The organism is Phormidium tenue FACHB-1050 (assembly GCF_014696925.1).
GTDB lineage: Bacteria > Cyanobacteriota > Cyanobacteriia > Pseudanabaenales > Pseudanabaenaceae > Pseudanabaena.
The window spans coordinates 30,673-51,393 of the sequence record NZ_JACJQY010000008.1; the positions used below are offsets into that span (position 1 = coordinate 30,673).

General features: G+C 40.2%; 22 protein-coding genes. 7 read left to right on the forward strand and 15 right to left on the reverse strand.

Annotation, left to right across the window (positions count from 1 at the left end; all coding sequences use genetic code 11):
• The first annotated feature begins 92 nt into the window (after positions 1 to 92).
• Positions 93 to 245, forward strand: a complete 153-nt coding sequence (locus H6G05_RS06990) for a chlorophyll A-B binding protein (protein WP_094534911.1) — start codon at positions 93 to 95, stop codon at positions 243 to 245.
• Between the two features lie 182 nt (positions 246 to 427).
• Here H6G05_RS06990 and rpsF read toward each other — a convergent pair whose 3' ends face one another.
• The gene (rpsF, locus tag H6G05_RS06995; protein WP_190577486.1) at positions 428 to 805 is read right to left on the reverse strand and encodes a 30S ribosomal protein S6; all 378 of its coding nucleotides are present in this window, start codon (positions 803 to 805) and stop codon (positions 428 to 430) included.
• 411 nt (positions 806 to 1,216) lie between these two features.
• On the opposite strand from rpsF, the gene H6G05_RS07000 reads away from it, so the two are divergent.
• Positions 1,217 to 2,338 (forward strand): hybrid sensor histidine kinase/response regulator, encoded by a 1,122-nt coding sequence (locus tag H6G05_RS07000; protein WP_190577487.1) that lies wholly within the window; start codon positions 1,217 to 1,219, stop codon positions 2,336 to 2,338.
• A 594-nt stretch (positions 2,339 to 2,932) separates the two neighbouring features.
• Positions 2,933 to 3,706: an SDR family NAD(P)-dependent oxidoreductase gene (locus H6G05_RS07005; RefSeq protein ID WP_190577488.1), complete on the forward strand. Its 774-nt coding sequence runs from the start codon at positions 2,933 to 2,935 to the stop codon at positions 3,704 to 3,706.
• A 104-nt stretch (positions 3,707 to 3,810) separates the two neighbouring features.
• Here H6G05_RS07005 and H6G05_RS07010 read toward each other — a convergent pair whose 3' ends face one another.
• The 5 genes from H6G05_RS07010 to leuS all read right to left on the reverse strand — a co-directional run bounded on the left by H6G05_RS07010 (position 3,811) and on the right by leuS (position 11,124).
• Positions 3,811 to 5,457: an ABC1 kinase family protein gene (locus tag H6G05_RS07010; protein ID WP_322096332.1), complete on the reverse strand. Its 1,647-nt coding sequence runs from the start codon at positions 5,455 to 5,457 to the stop codon at positions 3,811 to 3,813.
• Positions 5,458 to 5,540: 83 nt separating this feature from the next.
• Positions 5,541 to 6,506, reverse strand: a complete 966-nt coding sequence (locus H6G05_RS07015; RefSeq protein ID WP_190577489.1) for a hypothetical protein — start codon at positions 6,504 to 6,506, stop codon at positions 5,541 to 5,543.
• Positions 6,507 to 6,508: 2 nt separating this feature from the next.
• Positions 6,509 to 7,984 (reverse strand): AAA family ATPase, encoded by a 1,476-nt coding sequence (locus H6G05_RS07020; protein ID WP_190577490.1) that lies wholly within the window; start codon positions 7,982 to 7,984, stop codon positions 6,509 to 6,511.
• 29 nt (positions 7,985 to 8,013) lie between these two features.
• A complete protein-coding gene (locus H6G05_RS07025) occupies positions 8,014 to 8,448 on the reverse strand; it encodes a DUF29 family protein (RefSeq protein WP_190577491.1) in 435 nt (144 codons plus the stop codon).
• A 60-nt stretch (positions 8,449 to 8,508) separates the two neighbouring features.
• Entirely contained in the window at positions 8,509 to 11,124 is a 2,616-nt protein-coding gene (leuS, locus tag H6G05_RS07030) for a leucine--tRNA ligase (RefSeq protein WP_190577492.1), read from the reverse strand.
• A gap of 107 nt (positions 11,125 to 11,231) precedes the next feature.
• Here leuS and H6G05_RS07035 point away from each other — a divergent pair, with 107 nt between their 5' ends.
• On the forward strand, positions 11,232 to 11,438 hold the full coding sequence (locus tag H6G05_RS07035; protein ID WP_190577493.1) for a hypothetical protein: 207 nt from the start codon (positions 11,232 to 11,234) through the stop codon (positions 11,436 to 11,438).
• Positions 11,439 to 11,679: 241 nt separating this feature from the next.
• Here H6G05_RS07035 and H6G05_RS07040 read toward each other — a convergent pair whose 3' ends face one another.
• Genes H6G05_RS07040 through H6G05_RS07055 form a run of 4 tightly spaced genes read right to left on the reverse strand, consistent with a single transcriptional unit; the run spans position 11,680 to position 13,582 of the window.
• The gene (locus H6G05_RS07040; protein WP_190577494.1) at positions 11,680 to 12,294 is read right to left on the reverse strand and encodes a hypothetical protein; all 615 of its coding nucleotides are present in this window, start codon (positions 12,292 to 12,294) and stop codon (positions 11,680 to 11,682) included.
• 5 nt (positions 12,295 to 12,299) lie between these two features.
• Entirely contained in the window at positions 12,300 to 12,887 is a 588-nt protein-coding gene (locus H6G05_RS07045; protein WP_190577495.1) for a Uma2 family endonuclease, read from the reverse strand.
• 34 nt (positions 12,888 to 12,921) lie between these two features.
• On the reverse strand, positions 12,922 to 13,308 hold the full coding sequence (locus H6G05_RS07050; RefSeq protein ID WP_190577496.1) for a DUF1818 family protein: 387 nt from the start codon (positions 13,306 to 13,308) through the stop codon (positions 12,922 to 12,924).
• A 49-nt stretch (positions 13,309 to 13,357) separates the two neighbouring features.
• Positions 13,358 to 13,582: a DNA-directed RNA polymerase subunit omega gene (locus H6G05_RS07055; protein ID WP_094532780.1), complete on the reverse strand. Its 225-nt coding sequence runs from the start codon at positions 13,580 to 13,582 to the stop codon at positions 13,358 to 13,360.
• A 140-nt stretch (positions 13,583 to 13,722) separates the two neighbouring features.
• On the opposite strand from H6G05_RS07055, the gene H6G05_RS07060 reads away from it, so the two are divergent.
• A complete protein-coding gene (locus H6G05_RS07060) occupies positions 13,723 to 14,415 on the forward strand; it encodes a response regulator (RefSeq protein ID WP_190577497.1) in 693 nt (230 codons plus the stop codon).
• A gap of 276 nt (positions 14,416 to 14,691) precedes the next feature.
• Here H6G05_RS07060 and cruF read toward each other — a convergent pair whose 3' ends face one another.
• The 4 genes from cruF to H6G05_RS07080 form a co-directional block, all read right to left on the reverse strand.
• Complete coding sequence (gene cruF, locus H6G05_RS07065) at positions 14,692 to 15,618, reverse strand: gamma-carotene 1'-hydroxylase CruF (RefSeq protein WP_190577498.1); 927 nt, start codon at positions 15,616 to 15,618, stop codon at positions 14,692 to 14,694.
• A 162-nt stretch (positions 15,619 to 15,780) separates the two neighbouring features.
• The gene (locus tag H6G05_RS07070) at positions 15,781 to 16,290 is read right to left on the reverse strand and encodes a tetratricopeptide repeat protein (protein ID WP_190577499.1); all 510 of its coding nucleotides are present in this window, start codon (positions 16,288 to 16,290) and stop codon (positions 15,781 to 15,783) included.
• A gap of 137 nt (positions 16,291 to 16,427) precedes the next feature.
• Positions 16,428 to 16,868: an 8-oxo-dGTP diphosphatase MutT gene (gene mutT, locus H6G05_RS07075; protein WP_190577500.1), complete on the reverse strand. Its 441-nt coding sequence runs from the start codon at positions 16,866 to 16,868 to the stop codon at positions 16,428 to 16,430.
• Positions 16,861 to 17,868 (reverse strand): cysteine synthase A, encoded by a 1,008-nt coding sequence (locus H6G05_RS07080; RefSeq protein WP_190577501.1) that lies wholly within the window; start codon positions 17,866 to 17,868, stop codon positions 16,861 to 16,863. The genes mutT and H6G05_RS07080 overlap by 8 nt, the downstream gene beginning before the upstream one ends.
• A gap of 272 nt (positions 17,869 to 18,140) precedes the next feature.
• Here H6G05_RS07080 and H6G05_RS07085 point away from each other — a divergent pair, with 272 nt between their 5' ends.
• Both H6G05_RS07085 and H6G05_RS07090 read left to right on the forward strand, forming a co-directional pair.
• Complete coding sequence (locus tag H6G05_RS07085) at positions 18,141 to 18,593, forward strand: universal stress protein (RefSeq protein ID WP_190577502.1); 453 nt, start codon at positions 18,141 to 18,143, stop codon at positions 18,591 to 18,593.
• 143 nt (positions 18,594 to 18,736) lie between these two features.
• Positions 18,737 to 19,063, forward strand: coding sequence for a (2Fe-2S) ferredoxin domain-containing protein (locus H6G05_RS07090; RefSeq protein ID WP_322096333.1), 327 nt, complete (start codon positions 18,737 to 18,739; stop codon positions 19,061 to 19,063).
• 553 nt (positions 19,064 to 19,616) lie between these two features.
• On the opposite strand, the gene hepC is transcribed toward H6G05_RS07090, so the two are convergent.
• The gene (gene hepC / locus H6G05_RS07095) at positions 19,617 to 20,549 is read right to left on the reverse strand and encodes a heterocyst development glycosyltransferase HepC (protein ID WP_190577503.1); all 933 of its coding nucleotides are present in this window, start codon (positions 20,547 to 20,549) and stop codon (positions 19,617 to 19,619) included.
• Positions 20,550 to 20,721 lie beyond the last annotated feature (172 nt).

A 20,721-nucleotide genomic window follows, 5' to 3' on the forward strand; every position in this document is an offset into this window, starting at 1 on the left:
AAAGACAGAAAATATAAAGAAAGATTGTGAATATCGAAATAATCTGTTACATTACTAAATATAAGTTAACTAATTACAAAGGTAATTCGATTATGTCTGACGAAAGCCGTAACGTATGGAACTGGGGTTTCACTTCTGGTGCTGAAAACTGGAATGGACGCTTAGCAATGATCGGATTCGTATCTGCATTAGCAATTGAGCTAATCAGCGGTCAAGGTGTATTGCACTTCTGGGGCATCCTATAATTTTTTAAGATTTTGCCAATAAAAAATCCTCGACTAGTCGAGGATTTTTTATTGGCAAAATTAAGGCTGTATAACGCTTTTACAACTATAAGATAAAACCCAAGAAGACGAATGGCGGTGCTTCGCGCCGCTATTCGTCTTCTTGGGTTTTGAATTTGTACTAATACACGATAGGTACAATTTTATTCAGCAGCATCAGCAGCAACGGCTACTGGTTCTTCAGCATCAGGAATAATTGCTTCAGCATCTTCGGCTTCGACAGCCTCTGGCTCAAGTTTGATAGTCATATAACGAATTACATCGTCAGCTAGACGCATAGATTTTTCTAGGCTCTCGATGGTTTTAGGAGTTGCCGTGTAATTTACTTGGATGTAAATTCCTTCGCGATGTCCTTTAATGTCATAGGCTAATCTCCGTCTGCCACGATGTTGAATCGTGATGTCTTCAGATTCTTGTTGTACTAAGAAATCTTGATATTTGGCGATCGCGGCATCAGCTTCCTGATCGGGAAGATCGGGACGCAGGATATACATGGTTTCGTACAAACGCTTAACAGTCATTTAATTTTTTCCTTACGGTCAGTATTTGGCTTCTATTAATTTAGTTTTAGAAGCAAGGATTTACTATTATATCGCTTCAAGCCAATTGAGCAACACAAAAAAAACAAAAGCAGCAATTCCCATTATAAAAATCGGTTTTTTGAAAGCCCTACGTTGTCGGGCTTTCAAAAAACCGATTTGGGTGTTTCCAGTACCGAAGGTACTGGAAACACCCAAATCGGTTTCATAATTAGAATTGCTGAAACAAAAGTAAGATAGCGGAGATTAGCTCTGCCATCTTAACTTTTGTTTTTTTGTGGAGACAATATTTTTGCCTCCTGAATTTTATATATTAATCGTATAATTAAACAGTAAGTAGCTCTTTGAGCAACTTGCGCTCAATGGCAATTAGAGACAGATAGAGTGAATACCATGACAGTGAAAACTAATACGATCGCTGATGTCTTGATTGTCGAAGATGAACTGGTTACTGCAAATGCGCTCTCAGATGTTCTATCAGATTTGGGTTATCGAGTTTTGGCGATCGTTGATAGTAGTGATAGCGCCATATCTCTAATTCATCAGAAGTTGCCAGATATTATTTTGATGGATATTAAATTACGCGGTACAGATAGTGGGATCACTGCGACCAATGAGATTCATAAAATAGCGCCGATCCCCGTAATTTATCTGACTGCTTTTAGCGATCCTGAGACTTTAGAACTAGCGATCGCTACTTCTCCCTATGGATATCTCACGAAGCCCCTGAGATATGCGGAAGTAAATGTCGCAATTATGCTTGCCTTAAAGAAACATCACGAAGAAAAAATATTGCAAGAAGCACTGGACAAAGAAAAAGAGCTTCATATTTTAAAGTCTCGATTACTTGCTATGGCATCCCATGAATTTTCAACGCCAATGTCAGTAATTAGATTGTTAATTTGGAAATTACAAAACTTTGAAGAGCAACTAACTAAAGAAAGTAGAGCTAAAAATCTTGCTTCTATTCAATCAGCAATTAAAGATATTAATTGGTTACTAGAAGAAGTCAAGTTTATTGCTTGTTCTGAATCTGGGAAATTCCCATTTAATCCTGAGAGTGTGGATGCGATAATCTATTGTCAACAACTAGTTGATAGCTTTCAAACAGAAGATAGTACACGCAAATGTCGAATCAAATTTCATAGCCAAGGTCAATGTCAAAAGTTAAAAGTTGACAAAAAGCTACTATGGCACATATTTATGAATTTAATTTCTAACGCCATTAAATATTCCTACGAAGGAGGCTCTATTGATGTGGAGGTAGTATGTAAGTCAAAGAAATTATTTCTAAGTATTTGTGATCATGGTATTGGTATACCTAAAGAATATTTAAACAACCTATTTTTACCTTTTTTAAGGGCTGAAAATGTTGGTAATGTCAAAGGCTTAGGGATGGGATTGTATATCGTAAAGCAAGCTGTAGAAGCTCATTCGGGCAAAATAGCAGTGGAAAGCGAAGTGAATATGGGTACAAAGTTTACAGTTGTGTTACCTTCCGCAGATAGTTTGTAAAAGCATAAAAAATGAGCGGAGTATAGATTGAAATTTGCTATTTATATTGGTTGATATTTTTATATCTTTAGGAATAACTCTTTAGGATTATTTTTTATCCTCAATTTGAAGTAATCTGCTATTGAACCTAGATAAATTTAGAGCAAATCATAACTTGTAAAGTAGATAGAGTAAGAACTTCTCACTTTCAATAAGTTCTTAATAGGGTGGTGAAAGCAAATCAAAAGTGTATTTAACAATACTTTACATATTGCGAAAACAGATGTAAGGTTTGATGCATGTTAAAAGTCTGTATCAATTTTCCTTTATTACGGCATAGACCATGTTTCCCTAAAGGAGGTAACGACATGACAAGACTAGAGATGAACTGGAAAGATTAATCATCGACTGCTTACTCGTTGTGAGCAACGTGACTAAACTAAAACTTTTTAAAACTCAACGCATATAAAAGTTTGGTCACAAGTTGTTGGCAAAGAGATTATTTACCGTCTCACAAAATTTACTTTGGGTAAGTTATTAGTTAGCGGCATAGGCTAGCAAACTTACATCAATAACAAATAGTAAAACTAGTGAGACCTCAATATTGGAGGTTTTATGATTGTTCGTGGAAAAACAGCTCTAATTACTGGAGCTTCGAGGGGTATTGGTCGGGCGATCGCTTTAGAGCTAGCCCAAAAGGGAGTTAAATGCTTGATCTTGGTTGCTCGCGATCTAGAACGTTTAAATTCCGTTGCTTCAGAAATAGAAGCTCTAGGCATCAAAGCAGTGAGTTTACCGCTAGATCTATCGCAGACAATCGAGGTGAATATTGCGATCGCTCAAGTTTGGCGGGATTTTGGTCCCATTGATATCTTAGTTAATTGTGCAGGTGTGGCCCATCAATCATCCTTTTTGCGATCGCGTTTACAGGATGTGCAATCCGAAATCGAAGTCAACTTACTCGGTATGTATGCAATCACAAGGATGGTGGCTCGACGGATGGCGGCTCAGCGCAATGGCAGAATAGTCAATGTTTCTAGTCTCATGGGCAAAGTTGCCGCACCGACGATGGCAACTTATTCGGCAACGAAGTTTGCGATCTTAGGATTCACTCAAGCTCTGCGCGGTGAATTGGCAGCTTACAACATCAAAGTCACAGCTTTACTGCCATCGCTGACGGATACTGACATGGCGCAGGATTTGGAGTGGTTTCGCTGGGTATCACTAATGACTCCTAAACAAGTAGCTAAAGCGCTAATCGCTGGATTAGAACGTGAAACCCCTGAAATTCTTGTTGGATGGCAAAGTCATCTAGCGGTGTGGTGTCATCGTCTATTTCCATCCCTAATGGAAAAGATCTTGCTAATTGCTGCTCCTAAAGTTGGCTAAGGTTCTATAGCAACGTAAGAGATAGCTAGGAAAAATCAAAACCCAAAAGATGAGTGGCGGCGCTTCGCGCCGCCACTCATCTTTTGGGTTTGGCGACAGCTATATCAACGCTTTGTTCTCAAAATTGTGAATACTAACCACAATCCCAATAAGCTAGCAGTTGCAAAAAGACCATTACTCAGAATTAGCAATTGCGGCGAGGATTGATTAGTCGAGATAAATGCTGCACCAATAATTAGGGAACCAATAATTAATCCAGATGTGAGGCGATTTGAGACATCTTCTATTGTTGTCCGTAGTGCATTCAGATCCTGAAGATGGATATTCAAGCGAAAGGTTTCGTTGCTCAATTGCTCTAGTAGAAACTCCACTTGGCGAGGTGCTTTTAGAGATAATTGCTTCAACTCTAAGCCAGTTTTCAACATTGCTTGCATAGGATTATGACCAAGTAGCTGTTGCTGAAACATATCTGACATCAAGGGTTTCATTTCATCCCAAATGTTGACAGAGTTATCAAATTCTCTTCCTGTTCCATCCAGATTTGTAATTGATTTTGCCAATAAGCCAATGCTGCTAGGCATTCGCAAGTTATTGTTGTGAGCAATTTGCAAAATATCCTGTAGAGCCGAACCTAGCTTTAAATCGACTAAACTTAAGCCATAGAACTTCTTTAATAAATTATCGTAATCGGTCTGAATTTGCCGCAGATTGATCGCTTTTGATGAATCAAGAGGATTAGCGAGTTGTAGTGTCACTTGAGCGCAACGCTCAGCATCAAAGTCCAGCATAGCGAGGAGCAATTCTACCAGAGATTCCCTCAGCTTGGGGTTGAGAGTTCCCATCATCCCGCAGTCGAGAATCGCAGCGCGACCGTCCTGTAGATAGAACAAGTTCCCAGGGTGGGGATCGGCATGAAAGAATCCATCCACGACATATTGCTGTAAGAAAGCGCGAAAGAGTTGTCGGGTGAGATCATGACGTTCTGACTCAATATTTCCAAGAGAATTTTTGCCATTAAGTTCTGCTTTGAGAAGTGATGTACCATCTAACCATTCAAGTACCAAAATCTTGGCACTAGTTAACTCGCGGTAAACTTTCGGTACAGTAATCCGCTTAGAATTACACCACTTTCCTTTAGCTAGATTTTCGCGTAACCGCTCTGTAAAACTCGCTTCCTGAACAAAATTAAGTTCGTTATGTAAAGATTGGGCAAACTCATCGGCTAGTGACACCAAGTTATATCGCTTCCCCATCTCTGTACCCGAAAGCCTCACAGCAATTCGCTTGAGAACTGCCATATCTTCCGCAACAGTAATCTCAATGCCAGCTCGTTGAATCTTCAGGGCTACTTGTTGTCCATCCTTGAGGGTGGCACGATGCACTTGGGCAATGGAACCAGCCGCGATCGCATTTGGATCAATTTTGTCAAAGATATCCTCTATCGGTCTTGGTAAATTTTGCTGTAAGACTGGCGCGATCGCTTCCCAGTCTACTGGGGGGACATTCGATTGGAGGTGGCTCAGTGACTCAATATAGGTGGCGGGGAGGAGATCTGGACGGGTACTTAAAAGCTGTCCAAATTTTATATAAACTGGCCCCAGATCAATCAGGATGCTACACAAAATTTCTGGCATTGGCGCATAGTGATGTTCGCTCTGACCAAGAGTAAGCATCTGATGTAAATATTCCCACCCATGTTTGAGCAGGATGGCGATGACTTCTCGCTCACGCGCTTGGGGATTAATTGTCACTTTCGCTTTTATTAGCTGTCTCCTATTTTCTGAGCTAGCTACATTATAGGGAGAAAGTATTTGTCAGTGCGATCGCCTACCCATCAAGCAAATTTACGCAACATTTTAAAAAAGTAGGGAATATGATATTTCGCCGCCGCTTCGTCGTCAATTTGTTTTGCATAGAACTCTCTAGCGATTTCTAGTGAGAGTTGATCTCTATACACAGAAACATCTCTACTCCATTCATCATTTGGTTTCACTTGATGCCAATATTCTTTAGCTTTTCGGGTAGTTAACAAACTGAAAACTAGTTCGTGTTTTCTATTCTCATCTATAGCATTTTGAAATTCATTTATCCAGCTATCTTTGAGTTTATCTATTCCACTAAAATCTAATCCAACACAATGATTAATACGAGAACAAGCGATTGCAAAGTTAGTTTTTAAATCAGCATCCGAACACAGATCTTGAGACATTGCGAGATAAATATCTTCAAGTAATAATTCACTATCTTTGTAAAATGGCTGGATGGAATATCCCTCAAATATTGATTGCAGCGCTGGAACTAAAAAATATGCTTCTTTATGAATCAATCCTGTCACTAATATTTCATAAGTCTCTTGATCATTATTGGCATTAATCTCATTGATTTTGAGCTTGTCATAAAGATTACAAAAGATTTCCTGAGTATTGACAAATCGATAATTGTAAATAGGTCTTATTTGGATATCAAGATCTACGATCGCAAATATTTTTTTAGGATGAAAATATTGATTGTCTGTATCTTCCTCAAGCATTTCTAAAAGGGTGAAGTATGTATTCGCAACATTGTTACAGTCACCACAGTTAAAAAACTCTGGTCGAGAGTTTCTCCAATCGCTAGAAATACAAGCTTTGTAAAAATTTGAATCTGGTAGCTCATCCATTCTTCCATAGGATTGTGGAGATAGTCTTCCTTGTTCTTTAGGGATAACTCCTTCGCATAAAACAATAATCTTATTGCGGATTTTACGTTGCTTTAAAATTATTTGGCAATGCTGCTTTAATTCTTTCTCACTAAAACTCATAACTAATCACTACTTCTTTCTGTGAGTTTTGGTTCTAATATTTTTACATGAGATGGAGTTAGAGCATTACATAATTCATAGGAATGAGTAGCTAATATATATTGGTTTTTTGCTGACCATTCAAGCAAATCAGAAACTATTTGATATTGCCAATCTGGATGTAAAGCAATATCAATTTCATCCATTAACACAATTGAATCTTCAATATTTTTATATTTAAGCCAGCAATAAATACTAAGCCTTTTTAGTTCACCGTGGCTTAAATCTTCTGGATAAAGCTCAATACTTTTATTTGATTTTTCATCCCTAAAGCTTACTCCCGACAGATTAAATGACGAATCTAAATTAGGTTTTAAATATGCTTTTTTTTCAATCATTATAGAATGCAGTTCTTCTGATAATTTTTTATAGTTATCTCCATATTCACCCGTATCTACTACATCTTTAAAATCTTTATCTCTAGCAGATTGAAATAGATTTATAAGATAATTTACAGCTAAAAAGTCATATGTAAATAGTCCAGTTAAATTAGATTTTATTTCTCCAAGCGATTTTGAGTAAACATCATTTTCTTTTGCAAACAAAGACTTTCTAGCATTTTGTGACAAAAAAAGAAAAACCTGTGTAGAGGGAGCGGCTAGAAAAATTTTATTGGATAAAATATATAAAAATTGTCTGGCTGTATCTATTGGTATATTATCGACAAGACATAACAGAACTTCTCTAGATATATTACCTTGTGAAAAATATGTAGAAATGTATTCAATATTTTTTGATTTAAGCTTTTTAATGAGAGAATCTTCTTGAAAAGACAATTCATCTATTTGTTGTTCTAACCTAGCTATTTGCTCTTTAATATCTGAATTTATTTTTCTTAGCTGTTGTATCAAAGTACTACGATCTGAGTAAATAAATTTTGGTATTCCAATATTTAAACCATGCAAAACGATGGGAAGATTCTGGGTGAAATGATATAAAGATTCATCATAATTACTAATAGTATTTTCATTGAGACTTTGACCAAAATCCTGTAATTCATTCTGACATTGTAATAACTCAGATTTTCGATTTTTGATTTTTGATAAATACGATAGACTTGCAGTTACTGAATTATCAATTAAGCCTCTAAATTTATTTAAATAATCAAAACTTAATGTCTCTTTTATATATGAATCATTACAAACAAAAAACTCCAGTGTTACAGATTTTATTCCATCCCAAACATCAATTATCGCTAATACTCTTTTATCTTCATCTTCACGTAAAGTAAAATTATTAAGCAAGTTTTTTATAGCAAAATGTCTGTCATGACTAGCAGAGCAATGTAATAATACAAAAATCAATTGTAATAAAGTACTTTTACCGCCACCATTTTGACTGCCAAGTGGAAAAACTCTAGGATTAAAATCTTTCTCGAAAGTGATATCTACATCCTTTAGAACTCGGAAATCAGGAACTTGAACTCTTTGTAAATGCATATAAACTCCTGTTGTTTTCTTGTAACCGCTTAATTAACTGACTCCTGCTCAATTAATTTTACTGCATCTGCCAAAATCTCATCGCGATCGCACATTGCCGCTAACTCATCCGCCTCATAGCGACCTTCAAAAGCCTCGATCGCTGCACTAGAAAGCGCAATATCGTAAGCTTCTGCCAAAGTTTCACTAAGTTCTAATTGACTAAGATAAGTTCCCTTAGCCTTACGACGCTGATTTGCACGCCGAATTTGAGTTGTCGAGTTATAAATTGAAAGATCCCACGATCTCTTAGTGCGTTTTTCTACCTTTTGCTTAATGAGATGAACTAATAAAATAATACTGTAGCTAAAAATTTTGCTGATTTTATCATCCTTACTCATCTCCGTCATTTCCTCAACCAAAACCATCGCCGCAGGAATATCCCCACAAACCAGCAATTCCTTCAGAGTCAATAATTCTTCCATAAAGACATCGCCTCGTTATTGAGTAAATAGATGGGGTGGCGAAAAACACCACCCACAAACTTAGACAACTACAAAATTCACCAATTTCCCGGGAACTGCAATTACCTTCTTAATCTCCTTACCTTCGAGATACTTCTGCGCCGCACTTGAACTGCGAGCATATTCTTCCAATGCTTGCTTATCATTGCTGGCACTAGATGGCACTTGGAGACTGCCGCGCACCTTGCCATTGATTTGAATGACAAGGGTAATCTCATCAACAATGAGAGCATCAGGATCGTGGGTAAGCCAAGTTTGGAAATGTATAGAATCTGTGTGACCAATCAATGACCAAAGTTCATCAGCAATGTGTGGCGCAAAGGGAGAAAGCAAGATTAAGAGAGTTTCGATACCTTCTAAGAAAGTAGCCGAACTCTTATCTTCCGTGTCTTGCAAAGCATTGCTGAGCTTCATCATTTCCGAAATGGCGGTATTCAATTGATAGCCTCCATCAAAATCTTCAGAAACTTCCTTAATGGCGATGTGAATCGCTCGGCGGAGATTCTTATCAACTTTTTTAGAGATCCCATTCTGCTTAGTTTCGGCAAAACTAGACACCAAACGCCATACCCGATTTAAGAAGCGTTGTTGACCTTCGACATCGGCATCTTCCCATTCCAAATCCTTTTCAGGAGGAGCTTTAAAGAGCGTGAACATCCGCAAAGTGTCGGCTCCATATTTAGCGATCGCATCTACAGGCGATACCCCATTGCCCTTAGATTTGGACATCGTGGCAAAGAGCGCTTGCAAAGGTTCGCCTGTTTTTGGATCTTTAGGATCTTTAGGATCGACTAAAGCCGAAGGAACCCATTTGTCCTTGCCACCCTTGTTAGGATTTATGTAGGTTAAGCCCTGCACCATGCCCTGCGTGAGCAATCTTGTAAAGGGTTCATCGAAATCAAGCAAACCGCGATCGCGCAAGACCTTAGTCACAAAGCGTGAATAGAGCAAGTGCAAAATCGCATGTTCTACGCCGCCCACATATTGATCGACGGGCATCCAGTTGTTAATGGCATTGCGATCGCCTATTTCTTGATCATTCTTAGCATCGGCAAAACGCAAGAAATACCAAGAGGAATCGATGAAGGTGTCCATCGTGTCGGTTTCGCGCTTGGCGGCTGTGCCACATTTAGGACAGGGGACATTGATCCAAGATTCCTTTTGGGCGAGAGGTGATGCTCCGCGTCCTGTGAGTTCCACATCTTCAGGCAAAATTACGGGTAAATCCGCATGGGGAACAGGAACGATGCCGCAGTTTGGGCAATGGATGACAGGAATTGGACAGCCCCAATATCTCTGGCGCGAGATCAACCAATCACGCAAGCGATAGGTGATTTTGGCGGTTCCCCATTGATTCTTTTCCGCAAGTTCCACAATCTTATTTTTTGCGGTTACAGAATCTAAGCCATCAAATTCGCCTGAATTAATGATGATTCCTGCTTCGGTGTAAGCGGATTCCCTCTCCCCCAGCCCCTCTCCCGATGGGAGAGGGGAGTTAGAGGTAATGACAGTTTGAATCGGAAGATCGTACTGCTTCGCAAAGGCAAAATCGCGGACATCGTGGGCGGGAACTCCCATCACTGCGCCTGTTCCATATTCAAAGAGAACATAATCGGCAATCCAGATGGGAACTTCTTTGCCAGTGAAGGGATTAACCACACTCGCGCCGATCGCTACACCGCGTTTAGGCTGATCATCGGAGGTGCGATCGATTTCGCTAAGGTTTTTGACTTCTTCGATGAATTTGCTGACGGATTCTTTTTGAGTAGCGCTGGTCAACGTCTCGACTAAAGGATGCTCAGGAGCAAGCACGACATAGCTCACACCGTAAACGGTATCAGGACGGGTGGTAAAAACTGTGATTTTTTCACAGTCCGCCTGTAGGGGCAATTCATGAATTGCCCCTACAGGATTGACAATAGGAAAACTTAGCTCTGCGCCTGTGGACTTACCGATCCAGTTGGCTTGCATGATTTTGACATTAGAGGGCCATTCATCGAGCTTGTCCAAATCTTGCAAAAGCTGCTCAGCATAGTCGGTGATTTTCAAGAACCATTGACGTAATTTGCGCTTCTCTACGATCGCACCCGATCGCCAAGATCTCCCCTCATTATCCACCTGTTCATTGGCAATTACAGTCTGATCAATCGGGTCCCAGTTAACCTTTGCTTCTTTTTGATAAGCCAAACCTGCTTCCAAAAATTGCAAAAAGATCCATTGTGTCCATTTGTAATAGTCGGGCGAACAGGTTGCTAACTCGCGATCCCAATCGTAGGATAAGCCCACTTGCTGAAGCTGCGATCGCATATTGTCGATATTGGCATAAGTCCATTTCGCAGGATGGGTATTGCGATCGATCGCTGCATTTTCCGCTGGCAATCCGAAGGCATCCCAACCCATTGGGTGCAACACTTGATAACCCTGCATTCTTTTGTAACGGGCAATTACATCGGTGATCGTGTAGTTACGGACATGCCCCATATGCAGATCGCCCGATGGATAGGGAAACATTGACAGCGCATAGAATTTCTTTTTGTCTGCACCAATTGCGTCGTTGCTTACCTTGTCAAGTTGTTTCTCTGCCCAAACTTTCTGCCACTTGGGTTCGATCTGCTGGGGATTATATCTGCTGTCCATTACTTATCAATCAATATGCGAATATGAATGTGAGCAGTACTTAGTACCACTCACATTCAGCAATAATACTAAATATTAAGACTCAACCAACCTATCAAACTTAATTTATGTCACCCGATTATATAAAAGCTCAAGTAATTCTGCTTATTGCCATCGTTGCGGCGATCGCTTTTGTTGGTTGCATTTACGAAATATCCTACGGCGCACCAGATTTTGGTTTTGCGACGACTTGGGCAATTTTGCTAATCAGCTTACCCGTGGGTGTCTATAGCTTTGTTAAAGCAGTCAGCCTTGCCCGTAAATCTATGCAATAGGCTCATTGGGGGGCGCTTAGCGCCCTTTCTAAAATATCTTGGAAAAACAACAGTATGACCACGCATCCACTTCCTCAACCCCAACTCGATCGCGCCTCCATCACCCTCGATCAGTACCTGCTTTACAAAATCCTAAGCTTGATGATGCTATGCGCGATCGCTTAAACCAAGACCTAGCAGATTTGATGGTAGTAGTAGAGTATTTGAATAATATTGAGTAGAAGCAAATTCACAAAAACGATTATGTTTCAGTGAGATATAAACTTAAAATTGATTGAAGACAGCCAATAATTCTTTCGATTTCATTTATGTAGTAGCGATCGCTATCAATGCTCACAACTTGATCGACTAACTTTAGAAATTGCCAACGCTCACCTGTGGTCACACATCCGTAGATCGTATCAATTTGCTGCTTAGGATTTTTAAGGTTAACTAATTGTGCACCATACATCTGAGCAATACATTGTCCTAAACCTGACTCCACGTCATTTTTTTTAGCTTCAACCAAAGCAAAAATAGGTGTTTCGAGAGTGTAGGAAATCGCCCCCTTACTAAGAATAAAGTCACATTCCCCAGTCAAGCCTCGATCTTTATCAGCATCAAGATTCTTGCCAGAATAAATAGCAAATTTTTGATCGTTAATCCTTTCCATTTCCAGCAAAATTGGCGCAACAATAAACTCTGAACGAGCCTTCTCACTCCCAGACTTCAAAGCAAAGTCCAAACTAAGATTGAGAGTTTCAGTGAGCCATTTACTAGGCTGAATTGGTAATGAATTCTCAAAAAGTCGATTATTAACCAAGTCTAGAGATAGCCTCTCACGAACTTCAACTAGACCAAAATCACTGTATGCCATACCATCTAAATTCCCGCTTTTACAAAAAATTGCTCTGAAGTTACTGCCAAGTTAGGAAATAAATCATCAGCTAATAGGCGATCGCCTCGATAAGTTTCAGGAGGGCGATCAACAAAAAACACCGTCAGGCTCCGCATCGGTGGATAAACGACCCAAACGCGATCGACTCCTGCACTCAAATAATCCATCGCTTTTTGGGCTAACTGATTGAAAGTCTGATCGGGCGATACAATCTCAATCACTAATTCAGGCAATACGGGGCAAGGTGCATCCTCACACCAATCTGCGGCAAGACGCTCATGGGAAACATAGAGTAAGTCAGGTACAGGAACCCAATCTTTTCCCCTTCGTTTTAAGACTACTGACCACTCTACTCTTACGCGCCCAAAACCATCACACCAAGATGAAAGCTCAACCCAAAAAATAGTTGTTAATGAGGAATGAAAAAATTTGGGTGACTTTTTTTTTATTGCTTCTCCTTCAACTAACTCATAACTTGCGTCTATATCTGGTAATTTCAAAAACTCCTCTAAGGTTAATGTTTGCTTTACCTCTAAGTTAGTTTCTTCTTTTTCAATAACAATGCTGGTCATGTTTTGCTCCTAATCAAATTAGGCAAGTTATGTCTTAATCTAGCAAATGCGCGATCGCCTCAATCAAAAAAGGCACAGCACCCTCATCCCAAAAGCCTTCAGAGCGTCGTCCAGTTAACAACTGAAAATGCAAATTAAAGGCATGAGGATAGCCATTCACCTCAAGGCAAAGCTCCTCAGTCTCCAACGTACAACAAATCTTTTCCCCATCTGACAACTCGCTTGCCATCAACTGCATTGTCTCTGCAAGTTGCGAAGCTAATTTACAAAAATCTTTAAACTCACCCTCAGTTAGCTCGATCGCCCAACTGTCAGCCCCCACCAAGCCTTTATACAAATCTACATCTGAGCGAAATCCGATCCGCCAACCTTCACCGTTTAACAGCCGTTTAGATGTATCTTGAGACGTGAAATTCAGCATAGTAATTAGGAAAAATTGGCGGCGCTACGCGCCGCCAATTCTAGGGCTTTCAGTCGCTTAGAATTTCAGGCTGGGAAATTTCGTCAGACATTTCCATAATGGCGCGGAGGATCGGCTTCATCATGCGATCGTCATAGTCATCATCTTCATACCGTCTGAGCTTGGCACGATTAGCCACTTGCACAGTAATACGATAACGATTAGAAGAAGCATCTATCAATTCTTCGACACGACGAATAATTTGTGATGAGTCAATAGTGTAGCGTTTTGCCATAAAACCGAAAGAAAATGGGTCTTTTAAGTCTAACGCGATCGCGCTCATGTTGAACTGAACAGAAAATATTTTAACCAATCAAGTTTTGTGATGTAATATGATGGTCTCGCATAGCTATTTGGGGCGGATTCTTCAAATCCATGACTGCAAAGAAAGTACTGGTAATTGACGACAGCATCATGATCCGCAAAATGGTTAAAAGCATTTTGGCGGGAAAATATGATGTTTTAGAAGCAAGTGATGGCAAATCAGGTTTAGATGCTGCTCGCCGAGCCTTTCCTGACCTAATTTTGCTTGATTTCGTGATGCCCAAATACAATGGCTATCAAACCTTACAGGCTATCCGTCGCGTCGAAGGATTACAAAAAGTTCCTGTAATCATGATCTCAGGGCTTAAAGAACAAGTTACTGAGCATGTGCCTGAGCCATTCACGGAGTTTGATTTTCTTGAAAAGCCCTTTGAAGCGGATGTGTTAGTAGCCCGCATTCAAAACTTTTTAACAACCGAACCTGCTCAACCCGTTTCAGCAGCTACGGCTCGATCATCTGCACCTGCTGCGGTTAGAGAGATGCCGCGTGCCGAAGAACCAAGTCTGCAAATGATCGTCAATCGACTCACTGCGACTGAGACTTTGCTAGTACAAGGAATCGAAAATCTAATTCAACGTGAAGTTGTGGCGCGTTTTAATGAGTTAAATACTCGCATCGATCATCAAGATCAGGCGATCAATTCTTTAACTCAGCGCATGGACAAAATCTCAGAACAAATCGATCATCAAAATAAAGGTTTGATGGTGATTTTGCGAGAACTAAAAGCTTTACAAAACAAATAAAAAAGGGGAGGCGCAAAGCGCCTCCCCTTTTTTATTTGTTTTATAGCTGTCGACATTCTTGTTAGGACATAAAACCCAAATAGTGTGAGGCGGCGCGAAGCGCCGCCTCACACTATTTGGGTTTTGATTTGTCCTGATACAGGCGGCTATAGCTCCTCATACACTTGGTGACAGCTATAAATAGCTAGACATAATTGATTACAAAGCAGACCCCTTAAAGTTTCGCCTCGCGAGGCGGAACTTTAAGGGGTTTGGTAATTTATTTTGCACAAGTACTTAACGAGTAGCAATTGTTTCTACTTTGGCGCTATCTACTGCTATCACTGGGATATTTGTAGAAGAGTTAGCAATGATCTCTTGTTCGTCTTCGCCATTAGGGGTAGTCAAATAAAGTACCACAAGCGGCAAGGCTCCAACGACAATACCTAACAGGGCTGGCACGTAAAAACCTGCATTAAAGCTCAATATCAACGCAAACATAAAGTTTCCCGCATACATGATTGTAGGGAAAATAATTTGTTGACGATTGAGAATTGGTTGATTGTCTTTGCCCCAAATTAGTGAGGCAACGGTCATAAATACGCAGCCAGTTCCGAACCAACCAAAAAAGTTTTGATAAGGCATTCCGTAGAATTCACCTGCTTGATGCCATTCCCAGAAAGGATAGGGTGTTTGGCTCATCGCGGGATCAAGTACAAAGTCCCATGAGGTTAGCATTAGAGAACCAAGAGCGATCGCCACAATTCTATAGACCCAGCTTGTACCGAAGCGCATCAGAGTTGCGGATACTAAAAACGCAGAAAATCCCATGTAAAACCATGACAGGGGAATTGTGAAAGGTACTAAATCTGCAATTTTGTAACCTAAACCACTGAGATAAGCATAAGCACCAAAAGGAAAACCAGTACTAGTCCCAAGTAATTCACTACTTAGGGAAAGCCCGATCGCAGGAATGCAAAATGCAAGTGTGCGCTTGAGCCCGATAGTTTGCTTTCCATAGAGGAAAGCGGCGATCGCGCCAAAAATCATGTAGGATGCACCGCCATTTTGCATTCCCCATGAAAAGACTTGCAAACCAGCTTCAGATAAGCTTTCAATAAACTCGGTATTTGGCAGTACGAAAATCAAGCCAAATAGACCAAACACCATTGAAACTAGGTGCATTCCTAAATTAATCCATTGTGCGGGGATCGCTCTCCTCATCACGCCATTTACTCCCAGAATTAGTTGAAATTTACTTGATTAAGTTTGAATTTTGCTTTAATTAACTTAACAAAAGTATAAACTAGCATACCATTCATTTTTGAGTTTGATGTTTACAGCACTTAAAGCTACAGAATAGAGGCAGGGATTAGCACTATTGACTTATTTTGTTGCCCAAAATGCTAAAAGCATGAGAGAAACGGCGATCGCAAACCACAAAAAGTTATTGTTACTTTCAGTATTTGGCTTCTCTAGGGGAACTTCGCGAAATGGCTTTTGATTATTAGTTGTAACGTTACTTCTGGGCGCAGGCTTAGATTGATAACTATCAGGTGATTGTAAAATGGGAACCTCCGATACAACACCTTCAAGTTTGCTCAGTTGTGGCGCAGTCAAAATTCCTAACATGTAACGGGCTGATTTCCGCACACTATTAACTGGGTGCTTTTTAAGGCTACGGCATAGGGCGATCGCCTCTTCAGTTCTACCCATTGCATCATAGGCATTGGCTAGCCATATGAGAATTTCGCCACCCAAAGCGGTTTCTAAAATGGCTAAAGCACGGGCGCGTTCGAGTAGGGCGATCGCCTGTTGATAGTTGCCACCCTCAAAGTTGCTCAATCCTTCTTGATATAGCTCCGACGCTAGTTGTTCCGCACTGATTTCTTCCATCAGTAAATTTCTTACCTCGATTAGTAAAATTAGTCAGACAATTGTGAACAAGAGTTACTTTATAGCGTTTATCAATCTATTGTTTCCCCGCCAAAGGCGGGGAAACAATAGATTGCTTGAAAAGCTCTAAGACACGCTTATCCGCAATTTAATGATTTTGATTCTTTTAATGCATGGACTATTTGATAGTTAGCGGCGGGCAATTGATAGGTATCTAATTCATCAACCGTTACCCAACGGATTTCTGAACAAGCGATCGCCTGTGGTTCGCCTGAAATATGCATACAGTGATGCACAATCAAACTTACTCTCAGTGTTTCATATTCAAAATCTACAGTGATCAAATGATCGCCAACTTCCACATCGATCGCTAGTTCTTCTTGCAACTCGCGCTTGATGCAATCCGTCGCAGTCTCATGCCCCTCAATCTTGCCACCAGGGAATTCCCAATAGCCAGCCAGTTCGCCCTCAGGCAACCGTCGATCAATCAGGATACGTTGGCGATCGCGATCCCAGACCACACCAACACCGATACAGCGATACTTTTTCGTTGTTAAATCAGTCCTCAAATTAGTCATCAATAAACTCCAGCCCTGTAGCCACTGGAGTTAAACCTTTTTCCGCGAGCCACTCTGGGTTATACATTCGGCTCTGATATCGACCACCACCATCACATAGAATTGTGGCGATCGTGTGACCTTTGCCTAGTTTACGTGCCAGTTTGACTGCACCAACTGCATTTAAAGCGGCTGAACTGCCTATAAACAAGCCATCATGCTTTAGTAAATACTGTGCCATCTCGATTACTTGCTGATCAGTACCTTGGAAAGCCCCATTAAGTCTTGCTCGATTAAAGTTCGCTGTGGCTCGATTGATGCCAATACCTTCAGTAATCGAGTTGCCTTCAGCCTTAAATTCACCCGTAGTCACGTAACTATATAAACCTGAACCAGTGGGATCAATTAAATAAGTAGCAATTTGGGGATTTTGTTCTTTAAGATAAGCCGTCACACCGCCGATAGTACCTCCAGTACCAGAGGACATGACAATCCCATCCAGTTCGCCGCCAGTTTGTTTCCAGATTTCAGGTGCAGTCGTATAGTAGTGAGCGTCAGAATTAGATAAGTTCTCAAACTGATTTGCCCAAAAAGAATTGGTAACTTCTTCCGACCGTTTTCGAGCAACGTGATAGTAATTATCAGGACTAGAAAAAGGCGCAGGGTTAGTCAGTTCTACTTCAGCACCCAGAGTCCTCAGTAAATCAATTTTTTCTTGCGACTGGTTACTCGGCATCACAATTACACTCCGATAACCACGCGCATTAGCTACGAGAGCTAAGCCAATGCCAGTATTGCCTGCCGTTCCTTCAACAATCGTGCCACCAGCTTTGAGGGTTCCAGCTTTTTCAGCTTCTAACACCATAAATAGAGCAGCGCGATCCTTAACGCTACCACCTGGATTCAGAAATTCAGCTTTCCCTAAAATAGTGCAGCCTGTCGCTTCTGAAAGAGACTCGATTTTAATTAGAGGGGTATTACCCACAGAGTTAGCAAAACCAATACGAATATCGCGTGTCATGGAATATTACAAGAGATGAACTACAGCAAAGATTTACAACTTGTTGATTAACTTCAGTATATTTGGGTCTGTAATTAGTTATATAGATATTTGCAAATTTGAATTTTCTGGGTTTATTACAGTTAGACGTTAGTTATCGCTAATAATCGCGCTAAATTAACCAAATCTTGAAAATTAAAATTGGCGATCGCTATATGTGAATGAATGCATTACTTACCAAGCATTTTAAAGATGCATGACAGACACTATAAGTTCTATATTACGGTAAACATATGAAATTCTTAGTTGCTATTGATGGCTCTCAAGCTAGCGAACATGCTCTTGCCAAAGCTTTAAGCTTTGCAGTTCCTCTAGAAGCCGAAATTGTCTTGTTGACTGTGGTTGAACCACTTAGTAGCTATATGCCTGAGGTCATGCTACCCACAGGTGATTGGGTTGGTTGGCGGGGACTGCCCGATGTGGAACTGGAGCGCAAAATCTTAAATGCAGGTCAAGCCCTGCTCCAAAAAGCCCAAGATACTTGCCAAGCTTCACAGATGAAAAACCGTACTAGATTGGAAACAGGTCAACCTCGTGATGTAATTTGCTATGTGGCAAAAGAGGAAACTCCAGACTTAGTGATACTGGGATCGCGCGGGTTAGGTTCGATTGAACGTTTGATGTTGGGGAGTGTGAGTGATTATGTAGTTCACCATTGCGTTTCACCTGTTCTGGTCGTGCGCTAAAATTTCAACAGTTTAGAAGTATTGCTAGTTAATACTTCTAAACTGTATCTAATACCAATTCACGAAAGTGTTGCCTCCACTTTTGTGAATTAAAGACCAAACCCAGTAAGGGTTTTAAAAACACAAAATGGCGTAGCCATTTTGTGTTTTGGTATAACAACGCGATCGCTACTACTTTGGATAATCTTCCCACCCGCCAAGTTCTTGTTTGTCAGCATCGCACCTGTGCAAAGGATGGTGCGGCTAAAGTTTTGGCAACATTACAACAGCAAGAAATTGTCAAGGTAAGTGTAGAAGCTTGTGGCTGTTTGGGGCTATGTGGTTCTGGCCCCATAGTAGTTGTATTGCCAGACAATGTCTATTACTGGCGTGTTACTCCCAAAAAAGCTCAGACAATTATTGAAACGCATCTAATTGGCAATGTAGAGATCCGCTCAATGATGCATCCTCGATTACATCCGAATAATTAGAGGTGCGCGGCTTCGCCGCTCACCTCTAATTATTCCAAAGCACTAGATGGGTTTGGCTTTTAATTCACTAAAGTGTTGCCATACTTTAGTGAATTGGTATAGCAAAGCAAGTTTTGTTTAGAACATAAAACCCAAGAATCGAGTGGCGGCGCTTCGCGCCGCCACTCGATTCTTGGGTTTTGTTTGTCCTGATACAGGTGACTATAGCTATAAAGAGAGTTATACCAAATCACTTAGATAGGGCGACAGATGGGATTTTCACACTCTAAATATTGGTTTGGGTTTACGAGCATTTTTTAATAACCATCTGTCGTCTTTACTTTGTGTTTTGGTATTACATCGCTTTGCGCTCAAACCCAAACCAAGAAAAACCCTAAAAACTTTGCGAAGCAACGTTTTTAGGGTTTTTCTTTTGGTTCGTTTGATCGGTAATTGCTGTAGGTACAGAAAAGCCCACGTAGAAACATGGGCAAACTTGCGAATATTAAGTGACAGATACAGTCCTGAGAAGAAATTGATATCTTTCGCTCAACTCATAATTAAAAAAACAACTCTAGTAAGCTCCAAATCCAGACAAGACTTTTGGAACAGTCATAAACAAAATTTTCAAGTCTGACCACAAAGTCCAATGGCGAAGATAACTTAAATCGCACTCAGTAACTGCATCTAGATCTAGCATCGTTGAACGAGCGCTTACTTGCCACGCACCAGTGACTCCTGGTAATGAATTTAATCTTCTTTTGCGATCGCCATTAATACGCAAAGCATCATATAAAGCCCAAGGACGAGGACCTACCAAACTCATTTCACCACGTAAAACATTGAAAAGTTGAGGAAGTTCATCAAGGCTATACTTACGCATCCAACGACCTACGTTAGTAATCCTTGGATCGTCTTCACACTTATGCAATCCAGTTTGACCAGTCATTACTAGGTGGTGCAGTTTGTCAGCATCAGTAATCATGGTACGAAATTTAATGATTCTAAATAACTTGCCACCTTCCCCGACTCGCCATTGGTGAAAAAATATTGAACCACTTGAAGTCGTAGCAATAATCACAGCCAATGCAGACATGACTGGGCTAAGGATTAAGAGAATAAATAAAGCTGCCAACCAATCCAAAGCCCGTTTTATTGTCCAAGTGATTGGCTTATTTATTTGTGGTAACTCATTTGTATGAGGCAGGTTTAGCAGCACAGATTTTTCGGATCTATAGCATACTTCAGCTAAATTTTTAAGTTTAGCTTCACCAATTTCAGGCTTAACTTTCACTAAATTTAGTTTGGGTTGACTATGTTTATCAGATTTAGTGTTATTTGATATCAAGGATATGAAGGTAGTTAATTGATTACGAAAACTTGAGCCTAATGGAATTGTATTAATCTTAATTTGGTTAGTATTGAACATTGAATTAGATATAGATGAAATCTCTTTTTGTTGATCAATTTGAATTACTTGTGGTTTTTTGACAATAATCTCAGTCATTTTTACCTCTCTGTATATTCTTATATCTCTGATGCTTCAGCCTACCTAGTCTAGGTTTCAATAGTTTAATCTTGGTTAATATTGATGCAGATATCGTAGAAGTTTTATGGTTAAGAAAATCTAATGTATCTGGCATAGCAAACATATTTTACTGATTAAGTCACCAATAGGT